We start from the raw sequence: 13817 nt of genomic DNA, 5'->3' as shown, positions 1-13817 counted from the left end.
GAGGACCGCCCGTGGATATCTTTGAAGCCTTGCGCGAAAGCCATGATCGCCAGCGTAGCTATGCCGTCGCCCTGATCAAGACCCACGGCGACACCCCAGAACGGCTAGAGGCTTACAAACAGCTCAAAGCCGAACTGCACGCCCACGCAACGGCCGAAGAACGCCATTTCTACATCCCGTTGATGGCATTCGACAATGGCATGGACCTGAGTCGCCACGCCATTTCCGAACACCATGAAATGGACGAAATGATGGAGGAACTGGACGAGACTGAGATGTCCAGCGCCGCTTGGCTGATCACTGCCAAAAAGCTCTCGGAAAAGGTCCATCACCACCTGAAAGAGGAAGAGCAGAAGTTCTTTCAAATGGCCGGCAAACTGCTCGACAACAAGCAAAAGGAATCACTCGCCGGGCAGTACCAGAAAGAATATAAGGCGCAGTTGCCCTGACCTGAAGCACGCAATCATTTGTTGCTTTGGCGTGTAGGCCAATTGGATTTCAAGTAACACCGACCCTCTGAATCCGTTCTGAAGGATTGGACAGAGCGTTAGAAAAAAAGAAGCCCGGCAACCATGCCGGGCTTTTCTGTTTTCGCCTAACATGGACGTCTTCTGACGAAAATAGGGATGGATTGTCATGTCGAACACAGCCGAGCGGGTCAACATCATCGAGTCTCAGGTGTTGTCCCACAACTGGTATCTGCTGAAGAAAATCACGTTCGATTACCTGCGCAACAACGGCGACTGGCAGCGCCAGAGCCGCGAGGTCTACGACCGTGGCAACGGCGCGGCGATTCTGCTGTTCAACCGCGAGAAGAAAACCGTCGTGCTGACTCGCCAGTTCCGGTTGCCGGTGTTCGTCAACGGCCATGATGGTTTGTTGATTGAAGTGGCGGCGGGGCTGCTGGAAGGCGCTGCGCCTGAAGAGCGCATTCGCGCTGAAGCTGAGGAAGAAACCGGCTATCGCGTCCACCATGTGCAGAAGGTGTTCGAGTCCTACATGAGCCCCGGTTCGGTCACGGAGAAACTGCATTTCTTTATTGCCGAGTACGACGCCTCTTCGAAAGTCAGCGAGGGCGGTGGGCTGGAAGACGAAACCGAAGAACTGGAAGTGCTGGAGTGGAAATTCGACGACGCCCTTGAGGCGTTTTATCGCGGGGAGATCTGCGATGCCAAGACCATCATGCTGCTGCAGTATGCGGCGATGAAGGACATTTTCGGACCGGTCTGAGTCGGCGGGGTGTGCCTGGATCGAGAGAGCGTTCAGGCACAATGGTCGAGCGTTTCGGCACAGTAATCAGCCTTTGCTCTCTCTAGACTCGTGCTTCACGCCAAGACACCGATGAGGTCACGATGAACATCCGAATTATCCTATCCGCATTGTCCATGGGGGTCGTCCTCACAGGGCACGCAGCCGACTTCTCGCTGACAAGCCAGGATATCGCTGAAAATCACCCGCTGACCAGTCGCGAGGTGTTCCAGGGCTTCGGTTGCGAAGGGGGAAATACGTCTCCGCAACTGTCCTGGTCCAACGCCCCGGCGGAGACTAAAAGTTACGCGATCACGGTCTACGATCCTGATGCGCCGACCGGCAGCGGCTGGTGGCATTGGACAGTGGTCAACTTACCGGCTTCAACCAAAAGTCTGCCAAGCGGGGTCGGTTCGAACCTGCCTGCCGGAGCCGTACAAGGACGAACCGATTATGGCCAACCGGGATTTGGCGGAGCGTGCCCTCCTGTGGGGGATAAGCCCCATCGCTATCAATTCACTGTATGGGCGTTGAAAGTCGACAAGTTGCCACTCGACAGCCAGGCCAGCGGAGCCTTGGTAGGCTATATGCTCAATGCCAACGCCTTGGCCAAAGCGACCATCACTTCAACTTACGGACGTTAAGAACGATGCGCCCTTGTGACGGCATCCAGCACCGGGAAAACATTATCGATGCGTGTGTCATCCGGGCGCGGCAGCCTCATACCTTGCAACGGGTGCCGATCTTCGCGACTGCCTTGTGTCGAGTGCGACAGGGGGAAAAACTGTTGCAATGGGATGACCGGGAGATGCGCGCAGGGCCGCAACATCTGATTCTGTTGCCGGCCGGGCGTGAGCTTGGTATCTCGAACTTCCCCGGTCTTCACGGTCACTACATCGCCGATGTCGTGACCTTTCCCGGTTCGACACTGCGCAACTTCAGCAGCCGATATGGCCGGCAGATCATGAATGGTCACCGTGCCCCGAAGACAGATCTGTGTGTTCCTCTGGACAGGCACACGACGCAGGCATGGGATCAATTACTGGCCGCCATCAATGCCAACGCGCCGGATGCATTACGCACCCACTATGGGGAAGCGGTTCTGCTCAGCCTGGGCCTCAATGGCCAGGCCGGACCGCTGCTGATGGATCGCAATGATCCACTGTGCGAGCGTGTGCAGCAGTTGCTGATGGGCAGCCCTGAGAGCGACTGGACGGTTGCGAGCGTCGCTCAACACCTGAATCTCGGTGAGTCGACTTTGCGTCGCCAACTGGCCAATGAGGGGAGCAGCTTCAGGAATATTCTGGAAAGCGTTCGACTGGCGACCGCGTTGCAATGGTTGCAAACCACTTCCCGGCCCATCGGTGAAATTGCCGGTGCCAGCGGCTACGCCTCGGCCTCACGTTTTGCCGTGCGCTTTCGCTCACATTACGGTCTGTCGCCACGGGAATTGCGCGCGGCGATTTAGGTATTCCTGTGGCCTGTAGGAGCGAGGCTTGCCCGCGAAGAATGCGCCGCGGTTTTTCAGGTATTACACGTCATCGTTCTTCGCGGGCAAGCCTCGCTCCTACAGGATTTTTGTCGCGGCCAAAAAACGGCCTTGATCAGGCCGTTTTTTTGCGGGCGTTGAACAATGGGATCACGGCATTTCCGGCAATTCCTGCGGCCGTAAATCAAACACCAGTACCTCGGCATCCACGCCATTGCTCAAGGTCAGCACCTGTTCTTTGCGAACCCGTACGCCGTCGCCTTCCTGCAGCTGCAGGCCGTTCAGCTCGACACTGCCCCGCGCCACATGCACATAGGCGTAGCGATCGGCAGCCAGTTCCAGCGTGGCGCTTTCCTTGCCGTCGATCAGGCCGGCATACACCCGCGCATCCTGCCGGACTTTCAACGAGCCCTTGGCCCCATCGGGGGAGATGATCAACTGCAAGCGGCCGCGTTTTTTCTGGGTGCTGAAATGCTCTTGCTGATAACGCGGTTTGGCGCCGCTGACGTCAGGCACGATCCAGATTTGCAGGAAGTGCACCGGGCGTGTCGATGAGTGGTTGTATTCACTGTGCGCCACGCCACTGCCGGCACTCATCAGTTGCACGTCGCCAGGGCGGATCACCGAACCGGTGCCCAGCGTGTCCTTGTGTTCCAGCGCGCCTTCGAGCACGTAGGAGAAAATCTCCATGTCGCGATGAGGGTGCTGTCCAAAGCCTTTGCCTGCGGCTACGCGGTCGTCGTTGATCACCAACAGGTCGGAAAAGCCCTGTTCCCGTGGGTTGCGGTAGTTGGCAAAGGAAAAGGTATGGAACGACTTCAACCAACCGTGATTGGCCGCACCGCGATCCGAAGCTTTGCGAAGGGTCAGCATGATGAAATCTCCTGTCAGGACGTGAATTCGTCCGAGTGAGGAGAAGGTTAATGTTTACCTTAAAGTGCAGTAAGTAGATGAAAATTGAAATACTGTCTCGCATAGGTTGACAGTTGTGTGAACGGGTTCATGTATGCTTGTTGTTACATGTGGCCATAATGTCGGGCGCCAGACCCGTGGGCGGCGCAATGGTATTGAACAGTTCTCTATTAGTGACCTTGAACCCATGAAAACCGTGGCAATGGTGTTGTTCCCAGACTTTCTCCTGCTCGACATGGCCGGCCCCATGGAAGTGTTTTCCATCGCCAATCGTTATCTGCAACCGGCGGACCGATACGAGCTGTTGACCATCGGCACCGTGCAGGGCGCATTGCGGGCCTCCAACGGCGTGAGCGTACTGGCGGATCTGCACATCGATCAGGCTAACGAGCACTATGACCTGTTGCTGGTGCCAGGCGGGCCGGGGGCCTACAACGAAAAGTATCCGCCGCTGCTCGACTGGCTTCGGGGAGCCATCAGCCGTGCTGACCGATACGGGTCGATCTGCACCGGCGCGTTCGTGCTCGGGCATGCCGGATTGCTGGACGGCTTTCGCGTGACCACTCACTGGCATTACACCGAACGACTGATCAAAGGCTTCCCCAAGGCTGTCGTCGAGACCGATCAGATTTTCGTGCAGGACCGCAACCTCATCACTTCCGGCGGTGTCACCGCCGGTATCGACCTGGCGCTGGCGGTGGTTGCCCAGGACCACGGCAAGAAAGTCGCCCAGGATGTGGCCAAAGTGCTGCTGGTGGTGATGAAGCGCCAAGGCGGGCAGGCGCAGTTCAGTCCGTTGATGGCCGCGGTGGGCCCCCAGGAAACGCCAGTCACCCGGGTTCAGAACCATGTGCTCGAACACCTCGACGAAGCGTTCGGTATCGAGCGTATGGCCAGTCTGGTGAACATGAGTGCGCGGCACTTCGCCAGGGTTTTCACCCGGGAAGTGAATATGACGCCGATGGAGTTTCTGCAAAGCGCGCGCATCGATCACGCCAGGAATCTGTTGGAAACCAGCGAGCTGCCGCTCAAGACCGTAGCCTATAAAAGTGGCTTCGGCAGCGTGCGGCACATGCGATTTCTTTTCAGTGAAAAGCTCGGCCTGACCCCCACCCAGTACCGCGAGCAGTTCAGTTAACGCGCTGTTGTCCGTCGTGCGCACCGCGATGACCGTGACGCTCCTCCCATGGCCGTTGTACCGTCAACCATGCCTGCCAAGATACCCGTGAACTCTTTTTTGGGAGGTGCGGAGCCTGGATGGGCGGGATCGATGGAGCTTGCAGTTCCTTGAGCCGAGCCAGGTTTTCAGCATATGAACGTGCATGAACAACCTCAGAGAGATAAACAGTGACACGGTGCTGCGGTTCGGGCCCTACGCATTCCACTTGCATCAGCGGTTGATCCTGGACGGTAATCGGCCGCTGCGCATGGGCGGGCGAGCCCTGGACATTTTGCAGGTGCTGGTTGAGCACGCTGGTGCGGTGGTCAGCAAAGAGGCGCTGATTGCCCACGTATGGCCGACCTCGGTGGTCGAGGAAATCAACTTACGCGTCCACATCGCCGCCCTGCGTCGAGCGCTCGGCGATGGGCCGAACGGGCAGCCTTATATCGTTAATATTCCCCAGCGCGGTTATAGCTTCATCGCCCCGGTGCAGCACGATCGGGCGGGCACGCCGGTGCTGGTCGAAACCGTGCACAAGCCTCAACACAACTTGCCTGCGCGGCTCACACCGGTGACCGGTCGCGACTCGATCGTCGGCAGCGTGGTTCGGCAGTTGCCGGTTCGACGCTTCATGACCCTGATCGGCCCTGCTGGTATCGGCAAGACCACCGTGGCGTTGCGCGTGGCCGAGTTGCTGTTGCAGCACTATCGGGATGGTGTCTGGATGGTTGACCTGGCGGCCATCGATGACCCGTCGCAGCTTGTCGATCATCTGTCGCGCACGCTGGAACTGGACATTGGCGCAAAGGCGTTGGCGCAACGGCATGCCTTGGTGGTGCTCGACAACTGCGAACACCTGCTCGAACGTTGCAGGACAGTGGTGGACGATCTGTTGGCCTCGGCACCTCGACTGTCGATCCTCGCCACCAGTCGCGAACCGCTGCGAGCAGCGGGGGAAACGCTGCTGCGGTTACCGCCCCTGACGGTGCCGCCAGCCTCGGTGATTTATAGCGTGGACGAGGCCATGGGGTATTCAGCGGTGCAGCTGTTGGTCAGCCGCGCCCGAGCCCGTCAGCAAGGGTTTGCCTTGCGTCAACAGGATCTGAAGGCTGTGCGTGAAATCTGTCGTCGGCTGGATGGCTTGCCCCTGGCCATTGAGCTGGCGGCGGCGCAGATCGATGCATTGGCGCTGGTGGGGTTGCAAGCGCAACTGGGCAACTGTTTTCAGCTGTTGAGCCAAGGTCGACGCACCGCCGTGCCACGGCATCAGAATCTCAAAGCCGCACTGGACTGGAGCTATGAACGGCTGAGCCCGTTGGAACAGATCGTGTTGCAGCGGCTGGCGGTGTTCAAGATGGCGTTCTCCCTGGACGCAGCGATTGGCGTGGTCAGTGGCGCGATGTTACTGCCCGCAAGCCTGGTTAACGTGGTGGAGAGTCTGGCGAATAAATCGCTGCTGTCGGTGGAGCAGGGCAGCGGCGTGACGCGCTACCGTTTCCTCAATACCACGCGCACCTACGCCCTGGAGAAACTCGAAAACAGCGGTTACTTGCGTGCCTTCGAACTGCGTTATGAGCGCTACATCAGCCGGGCCCACGGGACATCAGTCGGGCAGGTCGTGCTGCAACTCGTCGAGTAACCGCCGGACTTTGATCAGGTCCGGTGTGGCGAAGCCTTCGGTGAAGCGCTGGTAAATCGGCGCCAGCAGCTCATGGGCTTGCCGGAAGTGGCCCTGACGCTGCCACAACTGGGCCAGCGATGTCGCACTGCGCAGTTCCCAGGCCAGCGCTCCCTGGTTTTTTGCCACGGCTAAAGCCTTGAGCAGCACCGCCTCGGCCGCGTCAGCACTGCTCGGGCAATCCTGCGCCAGTAACGCGTCGGCCCGAGCCCGCAGAATTTCTGCCGTGCTCCAGCCCGCCGCGCCGTTTTCGGCCCGCTCCAGCAACGCATCATCGATGAAACGGCTGCCCAGAGTGACCATGATTTCCTTGACCAACCCGGTGTCCGTTCGCGGGGATGAGGGCGCATCAGTTCCGTCGATCACCTGCGCGTAATGTTTGGCCCAGGTGTAGAACAGCAACACCGAGTGTTTCTTCGCCTGCTCAAGCAGCAAGGCCAGGAGCTCGCGGGCGACCGGCGTGTTGCCGTTGTAGTGGGCGATCAGGCAACCGGACAGCGCCAGGGTGTAGCAGATGGACGTGCCATGATTGATTTGCATCGCGATGTCGAGCGCCTGTCGTGCGGTATGCCAGGCTTTTTCCGGGAGCCCTTGCAGCCAGAGAATGCGCGCCAGAATCGTCAGGGCCGCCACGCTCTGGTCGTATTGCACGCCAAAGCCATGGGTGAAGCGGTTGAGCTGGCCGCTCTGGGCCAGACGTTGAATGACCTGTTCGGCATTCTCCCGCGCCAGTGCCTGATCCCCGGCAAAATGCAGGGCCAGGACCCGCAAGCGTTGGGTGCTGAGGGCCGTCATCGCGTCGTCGTGCGGCCTCAACCGCTCGAATTGGCGGCTCTGCTCCAGGGCCAGTTGGTAGTTGCCGCAACTGAGATCAACCGCCAGGTGCCCGGAAATCGCTTTGAGCTGACCGGCCATATCGTTGCAGTGTTCGGCCAGGTGTTTGGCGCTGACGAAGGCTTCGACGGCTTCGGTGCTATTGCCCTGGGTGTGGTAGCAGGAACTGCCGAGGGCAAGCTTGAGGTTCATGGTCAAACGCGGACAGGGCTGGTGCGTCGTTTCGAGCAACGCCAGGGCTTTGCGCACGTACGCGCCGTATTCCTTGAGCAGCGACAGCTCTTGCCAGAGCGGTGCCGAGGTCGCGGCGAGACGGATGGCCAAGGCCTGCGGCCCTTGAGCGTTCAAGCCCCAATCCAGGACTGCACGAATGTCGTCCAGGCTGCGGGCGTAACGCTCGGTCCAGCGCTCGCTCTGGGTGTGTTCCCATTCACTTTGCGCCTGCTGCATCAAGGCCAGGCAGCATTCGGCGTGGCGCTCTCGGGTGTCCGCCAGCTCTTGGGCCTGGTCGAGTTTTTCCAGCGCATAGCCACGCGTGGTGTCGAGCAGACGGTAGAACACTTCTTCATCGCCGACTTCCACGTTCAGCAATGACTTGGCCACCAATTGGGTAATCGAGGCAAACACCACATCGGGCTCGACGTACTGGCCGACAATCACGGCAGCCGCCGATTCCAGGGTAAAAGCGCCCCGGAATATCCCCAGTCGGCGCAGGCACGTCTGCTCGCAGGCATTGAGCAGTTCGAAGCTCCAGTCCAGCGTGGCGCGAAGGGTCTGATGGCGGCCCATGGTGGTCGGGCAGCCTTGGGCGAGCAGGCGAAAGCTGTCTTGCAGTTGCGACAGCAAGCCGCTCAAACCCAGGTTGCCAACTTGCGCCGCCGCCAGTTCGATCGCCAACGGAATGCCGTCCAGACGTCGGCAGATTTCAATCGCCAGCGGCAGGTCGGCTTCGCTCAGTTCGAAGCTGTCGTGGCTGGCCATCGCCCGCTCGACAAACAATTGCAGCGCCGAAAACGTCAGGGCCTGAGCGCGGTCGAGCAGGGCGATGGGCGGCGGGCAGTCCAGTGATTCCAGGCGCTGCACGTATTCGCCTTCGGCCCGCAGGCTTTCGCGACTGGTAGCCAGAATGTGCACTTGGGGTGCCGCGCGCAGGATGCTTTCGCTGAGCAACGCAATGGCATCGATCAGGTGTTCGCAGTTGTCGATGACCAGCAGCATCTGCCGTTCGCGCAAGCATGTGGCGAGCCCGTTCATGGGGTCGGCGTCATGCAACGGCAAGCCCAGCGCTGTCGCCAGGTGCGCGCCGATCATCAAAGGGCAGTTGATCGGTGCCAGGTCCACCAGGCGAATGCCGTCTCGATAGCGACCGATCAGTTGCTCGGCGACGCGCAGCGCCACGGTCGTCTTGCCGATCCCGCCGGGGCCCACGAGGGTGATGAAACGTTGCTGTGAGAGTTGCGCCAGCAGTCTGTCGACCAGGGCCTGACGGCCGATCATGCGAGTCCGGCGCACCGGCAGGTTATGGCCGCCCGGTTCATTGGCGTCGTTTTGGGGATGTTGTTCGATGGACTCCAGGGAAAACGGCGCGACAAAACTGTAGCCGCGCTGGGCGACGGTGACGATGTAACGCTGGCCGGCCTGACCGTCACCGAGGGCTTTGCGCAGTGCCGCCATGTGCACGCGCAGGTTGGTGTCTTCCACTACGCTTTTGGGCCAGACCCGCGCGATCAGTTGCTGCTTGCTCACCACCTGGCCTGCGTGCTCCAGCAACATCAACAGAATGTCCATGGCTTGCCTGCCCAGGCGCAGGGGCTGGTCGGCCTCCATCACCAGGCGTTGGCCAGGGTAGATCCGGTAGGGGCCGAAATGGATGGCCTGTTCGGGGGTAAGGGTCAACGGGTCACTCCTGCTTGCATCCGTCTATCGCGCGGTATCCAGGCATATTCCTAAGGTTTTTTCGGTAGCGCAACGTGGCGTCATACATCTCGGCAGCAGGTGCAACGGCTGTGGCCTTGCCGTCGGTGCCCGGCGGCCCCGTATTTATTGGACTCGGCGCTGGTGAACGGCACGCCGTGGCCATGGGTGTACGGCAGAAAATTAACAACGTTTAACTCGTACCGATCCGGTCTACGCTCAAAAATCCATTTCTTCAAGTAGCCGAAGGTATCGGCCTTTTTGCAACAGAAAGTGCAACAAAAAGCGTGCCGCAAAAAGGACGAACACTTCTGGAGGAGCCGGAATGAGCAACGTGGTGGTGGTCTATCACAGTGGTTACGGGCACACCCGGGTCATGGCCGAAGCCGTGGGCCTGGGGGTGGAACGACACTTGGGCAGCACCTGTCGGCTGATTCCGGTGGAGGAAGTGGACGATCACTGGGAGCGCTTGCACCGTGCCGATGCAATCATCTTCGGCGCCCCCACCTACATGGGCAGCGCCTCGGCAGCCTTCAAGGGTTTCATGGAGGCCACCGCCTCGTTCTACCTGGCCCAGCCCTGGCGCGACAAGCTCGCTGCCGGGTTTACCAACTCCGGATGCCTGTGTGGCGACAAGCTCAATACCTTGCTGCAGATGGCGGTGTTCGCCGCCCAGCACTCGATGATCTGGGTCGGCCTCGACCTGCTGCCGGCGCGCAGCAGCCTCGGCCTGTTCGACGGGCAGTTGAACCGGCTCGGCAGTTCGCTGGGGGCGATGGCCCAATCGAACGTCGAGCAATCCCCCGAATTTGCTCCGCCCCTGGAAGACCGCCGCACCGCCGCACATTTGGGCGAGCGGGTGGCGCGCCTGGCCGAACGCCTGGCTCAAACCTCTTGTTAATCGTCGTAAACCCATGCATCAGGAGAGTCGTAATGAGCACCTTTACTACCCGAGACGGCACCGAGATTTACTACAAGGACTGGGGCACCGGTCAGCCGATCGTCTTCAGCCACGGTTGGCCGTTAAACGCCGACAGTTGGGAGTCGCAGATGATCTTCCTGGCCTCCAAAGGCTACCGGGTCATCGCCCATGACCGCCGTGGTCACGGTCGTTCGAGCCAGCCATGGTTCGGCAACGAAATGGATACTTACGCCGATGACCTGGCGCAGTTGATCGAGCATCTGGATCTGCAAAACGCTGTGTTGTTCGGTTTCTCCACTGGCGGTGGCGAAGTGGCGCGCTACATCGGTCGCTACGGTACTGGACGCGTGGCCAAGGCCGGGCTGATTTCATCGGTGCCGCCGCAGATGCTCAAGACCGAGGCCAACCCGGGCGGCCTGCCGATGGAAGTGTTCGACGGTATTCGTCAGGCGTCTTTGGTCGACCGTTCGCAGTTGTACAAGGATCTGGCCAGCGGTCCGTTCTTCGGTTTCAACCGGCCGGGTGCCAAACCTTCGCAAGGCATGATCGACTGGTTCTGGCTGCAGGGCATGGCTTCCGGCCACAAGAATGCGTACGACTGCATCAAGGCGTTCTCTGAAACCGACTTCACCGAAGACCTGAAGAAGTTCGACGTGCCGACCCTCGTGGTGCATGGCGACGACGATCAGGTGGTGCCGATTGAAGCCTCGGGCATCGCCTCGGCAAAACTGGTCAAGGGCTCCACATTGAAAGTCTATCCGGGAGCTCCACACGGCCTGACCGATACCCACAAGGATCAACTCAACGAAGATCTGCTGGCGTTCATCAAGGGCTGATCAAAATCAAAGGCGCCGGCGCCTACAGGGACATGTGAGCACCTGTAGGCGCTGGCGAAGGCTGCGATCTTTTGCTGTTGTGAGAGGGAAGAGTACGCATGGCACGGCAGCGCCAGGCAAACGGTGTGATGCCTTCGCTGCGGGTGAAGATATGGGAGAAATGCGCCTGGTCGCAGAAGCCACATTCCAGGCTGATTTGCGTCAGGGTCAGGTCGGTGTTCTGGATCAATTGTTTGGCTCGGGCAATGCGTTGCTGTCGGATCCAGTCCTGCGGCGAAACACCGGTGCTGCATTTGAACGCACGGGAAAAATGACTGCGCGACAGGGCACAGACCCGTGCCAGTTCGGTCACTTCCAGGGTGTCGTCGAGGTGGTCGAGGATCAGTTGCTTGACCAGAGTTTCGCGCCAGGGGCTAAGGCCCCCCGTGGTTTTTTTTTGCGTTTCAATGGCACACGCCTTGATCGCGTTTTGCTGAATGAGAGCCATGGCCAATGTCCGTGTCGATGGGCGCGCGCGGATGCACTGCACGGTGGGTCAGCACGTTCCCTTGTCTGAAAAACAAGTCTGCGCAGAAGGCTTCATTCTTGGCCGCGAGGACTTTGGCTTGCGAGTTAAACGTTGTTAATTCCGCAGTCAGGCTTAAGGGTGAAAATGCGCCAACTGAGCACATCACTGCAATTCGCGCCGATGCACGGTCATGCAAGATGGGCGACGTGTAGCGGCCTGGACTGGGCCGCTTTTTCTGGCTCGATCAAGGGTGATCTCATGAAGCAATCCCGCGTTTGCACACTTGGCGGACTTGGCCTGGCATTGGCGCTGATGTCTGGCATCAGCCTGGCCCAGGCACCGGCTCAGGTGAACACTCAGGTGCCCGGTTATTACCGGCTCGCGGTGGGCGACTACGAGGTGACGGCGTTGTTCGATGGCTACAACGACCTGTCGCCCAAACTGCTCGAGGGGCTGACCCAAGACCAGATCCGCGCGTTGCTGGCTCGTCGTTCGATTGAAACGCCGGGGGTGCAAACCGCGTTCAATGCGTTTCTGGTGAATACCGGCAAACAATTGATTCTGGTGGATACCGGAGCAGGGCAGTGCATCGGTGCCACGGCGGGCCAACTGTCGGCGAACATGAAAGCCGCCGGTTACCAGCCGGAACAGGTCGATACCATCCTGCTCACTCACCTGCATCTGGATCATGTGTGCGGGTTGGTGGATGGGCAGCAAAAGCCCGTGTTCGCCAACGCAACGGTGTACGCGGCCAAGGCAGAAGCCGATTACTGGCTTGATCCCCAGGCCATGGCCAAGGCACCGGCCGGTGCCAGGGAATTCTTCAAGATCGCCCAGGACTCAACCGCGCCGTATATCGCGGCGGGCCGTTTCAAAACCTTTACTGCCGGGCAGTCGCCAGTGCCGGGCGTTGTCGATGCCGAGCTGGAGGCCGGGCACACACCGGGCAGTACCACGTATCGGTTCAACTCCCAAGGTCAGAGCATTCTGTTCATGGGCGATCTGGTGCATAACCTGGCGGTGCAGTTCGAGCATCCTGAGGTGTCAATTCGTTTCGACGTCGACAATCAGCAGGCGATCAAGAGCCGCGCCAAGGTGTTCAGCGATGCGGCGGCCAGCAAGATCTGGGTCACGGCGGCGCATTTGCCGTTTCCGGGTGTCGGCCATATCACCGCGGTGGACAAGCATTTCCAGTGGGTACCGATCGAGTACGGGCCTTACAAACGAGCGGCGAAAGTGCCGATGATCGAGTAAAGTCCGACACACTTGCGCCTGGCTGAACACAAAAGGGAACCGTGCCCATGAACCGTAACGATCTGCGCCGTGTCGACATGAACCTGCTGGTGATTTTCGAAGCGCTGATGTTCGAAAAGAACCTGACCCGCGTCGCCGAAAAACTGTTCATGGGCCAACCGGCGGTGAGCGCGGCACTGGGCCGGTTGCGTGATTTGTTCGACGATCCGTTGTTGCTGCGCAACGGTCGCGGCATGGAGCCGACGGCGCGGGCGCTGGCGATTCTCAAGGAGCTGCAACCAGCGATGGACACCATCTCGGGGGCGGTCAGCCGGGCCAAGGAATTCGACCCGGCCAGCAGCTGCGATGTGTTTCGTATCGGGCTGTCGGACGACGCCGAGTTCGGGCTGTTTCCGCCGTTGCTGCGCCAGTTGCAGGAAGAGGCACCGGGGATCGTGGTTGTGGTACGCCGTGCCAATTATCTGTTGATGCCGACGTTGCTGGCGTCGGGGGAAATCTCGGTGGGGGTGAGTTACACCACGGATCTGCCGGCCAATGCCAAACGCAAAAAACTGCGCGACATTCCCTGCAAAGTCCTGCGCGGCGATGACCGCCCGGAGCCGCTGACCCTCGACGATTACTGCACACGACCCCATGCGATGGTGTCGTTCTCCGGCGACTTGAGCGGCAACATCGACGTCGATTTGGCCAAGGTCGGCCGCACCCGCCGCGTGGTGCTCGGCGTACCGCAATTCAGTGGTTTGCGCGCGTTGCTCGCTGGCACGGAAATGATTGCCACTGTCCCGGACTATGCCGCGTGCGCGTTGGTGGAAGGCTGTGCGTTGCGGGCTGAAGATCCGCCGTTCCCCATCGACGCGGCGCAACTGTCGATGGCCTGGAGCGGGGTGCATGACAACGATCCTGCCGAGAAATGGCTGCGGTCGCGGATCAGCCAGTTCATGTCGGCCTCGCTGGATATTCCGGCTGTGTAAGGCGAAACCGCGCCGCGCCGTTCGTCCGAAACAGCCGCACACCTATAAGTTCTGACAGTAGCGCGTGCCCGCGCGTCGGTGTGTGATTC

The 13817-nt window shown here is 59.9% G+C and carries 13 protein-coding genes; 10 read left to right on the top strand and 3 right to left on the bottom strand.

All coding sequences use genetic code 11. The annotated features are described in order from the left end of the window. Positions 1 to 11: 11 nt before the first annotated feature. From AC07V0_RS19840 to AC07V0_RS19825, 4 genes are all read left to right on the top strand, one after another. Positions 12 to 449, top strand: coding sequence for a hemerythrin domain-containing protein (locus AC07V0_RS19840; RefSeq protein ID WP_018925540.1), 438 nt, complete (start codon positions 12 to 14; stop codon positions 447 to 449). Positions 450 to 636: 187 nt separating this feature from the next. Then, the gene (locus AC07V0_RS19835) at positions 637 to 1230 is read left to right on the top strand and encodes an NUDIX domain-containing protein (RefSeq protein ID WP_018925541.1); all 594 of its coding nucleotides are present in this window, start codon (positions 637 to 639) and stop codon (positions 1228 to 1230) included. 122 nt (positions 1231 to 1352) lie between these two features. Next, the gene (locus tag AC07V0_RS19830) at positions 1353 to 1892 is read left to right on the top strand and encodes a kinase inhibitor (protein WP_086944978.1); all 540 of its coding nucleotides are present in this window, start codon (positions 1353 to 1355) and stop codon (positions 1890 to 1892) included. 5 nt (positions 1893 to 1897) lie between these two features. Next, the gene (locus AC07V0_RS19825) at positions 1898 to 2716 is read left to right on the top strand and encodes a helix-turn-helix transcriptional regulator (protein ID WP_086944977.1); all 819 of its coding nucleotides are present in this window, start codon (positions 1898 to 1900) and stop codon (positions 2714 to 2716) included. A 171-nt stretch (positions 2717 to 2887) separates the two neighbouring features. Here the strand turns inward: AC07V0_RS19825 and AC07V0_RS19820 are convergent, their stop codons facing one another. Next, a complete protein-coding gene (locus tag AC07V0_RS19820) occupies positions 2888 to 3610 on the bottom strand; it encodes a pirin family protein (protein WP_018925544.1) in 723 nt (240 codons plus the stop codon). Between the two features lie 226 nt (positions 3611 to 3836). Between AC07V0_RS19820 and AC07V0_RS19815 the strand changes: the two genes are divergently transcribed. Continuing rightward, entirely contained in the window at positions 3837 to 4787 is a 951-nt protein-coding gene (locus AC07V0_RS19815; RefSeq protein WP_018925545.1) for a GlxA family transcriptional regulator, read from the top strand. Between the two features lie 184 nt (positions 4788 to 4971). After that, positions 4972 to 6450, top strand: a complete 1479-nt coding sequence (locus AC07V0_RS19810) for an ATP-binding protein (protein ID WP_086944976.1) — start codon at positions 4972 to 4974, stop codon at positions 6448 to 6450. Here the strand turns inward: AC07V0_RS19810 and AC07V0_RS19805 are convergent. Continuing rightward, on the bottom strand, positions 6415 to 9219 hold the full coding sequence (locus AC07V0_RS19805; protein ID WP_192351565.1) for an ATP-binding protein: 2805 nt from the start codon (positions 9217 to 9219) through the stop codon (positions 6415 to 6417). The two genes, AC07V0_RS19810 and AC07V0_RS19805, sit on opposite strands and share 36 nt — an antisense overlap. 343 nt (positions 9220 to 9562) lie before the next feature. Here AC07V0_RS19805 and AC07V0_RS19800 point away from each other — a divergent pair, with 343 nt between their 5' ends. Together AC07V0_RS19800 and AC07V0_RS19795 are read left to right on the top strand one after the other, a co-directional pair. Next, positions 9563 to 10138 carry a flavodoxin family protein gene (locus AC07V0_RS19800; RefSeq protein WP_018925548.1) on the top strand — a complete coding sequence of 192 codons (576 nt, stop codon included), beginning with the start codon at positions 9563 to 9565 and terminating at the stop codon, positions 10136 to 10138. Positions 10139 to 10170: 32 nt separating this feature from the next. Then, positions 10171 to 10995, top strand: coding sequence for an alpha/beta fold hydrolase (locus AC07V0_RS19795; protein WP_064618763.1), 825 nt, complete (start codon positions 10171 to 10173; stop codon positions 10993 to 10995). 22 nt (positions 10996 to 11017) lie between these two features. On the opposite strand, the gene AC07V0_RS19790 is transcribed toward AC07V0_RS19795, so the two are convergent. Further along, positions 11018 to 11482, bottom strand: a complete 465-nt coding sequence (locus AC07V0_RS19790) for a helix-turn-helix domain-containing protein (protein ID WP_086944974.1) — start codon at positions 11480 to 11482, stop codon at positions 11018 to 11020. 279 nt (positions 11483 to 11761) lie between these two features. On the opposite strand from AC07V0_RS19790, the gene AC07V0_RS19785 reads away from it, so the two are divergent. Both AC07V0_RS19785 and AC07V0_RS19780 read left to right on the top strand, forming a co-directional pair. Beyond that, the gene (locus AC07V0_RS19785; RefSeq protein WP_018925551.1) at positions 11762 to 12757 is read left to right on the top strand and encodes an MBL fold metallo-hydrolase; all 996 of its coding nucleotides are present in this window, start codon (positions 11762 to 11764) and stop codon (positions 12755 to 12757) included. A 47-nt stretch (positions 12758 to 12804) separates the two neighbouring features. Beyond that, entirely contained in the window at positions 12805 to 13728 is a 924-nt protein-coding gene (locus AC07V0_RS19780) for a LysR family transcriptional regulator (protein WP_018925552.1), read from the top strand. The last annotated feature ends 89 nt before the right edge of the window (positions 13729 to 13817 follow it).

The organism is Pseudomonas sp. GW821-FHT01E10 (assembly GCF_059422365.1).
Note: the sequence above shows the minus strand (reverse complement) of the source record. Positions and strands in the feature narration are given on the sequence as shown.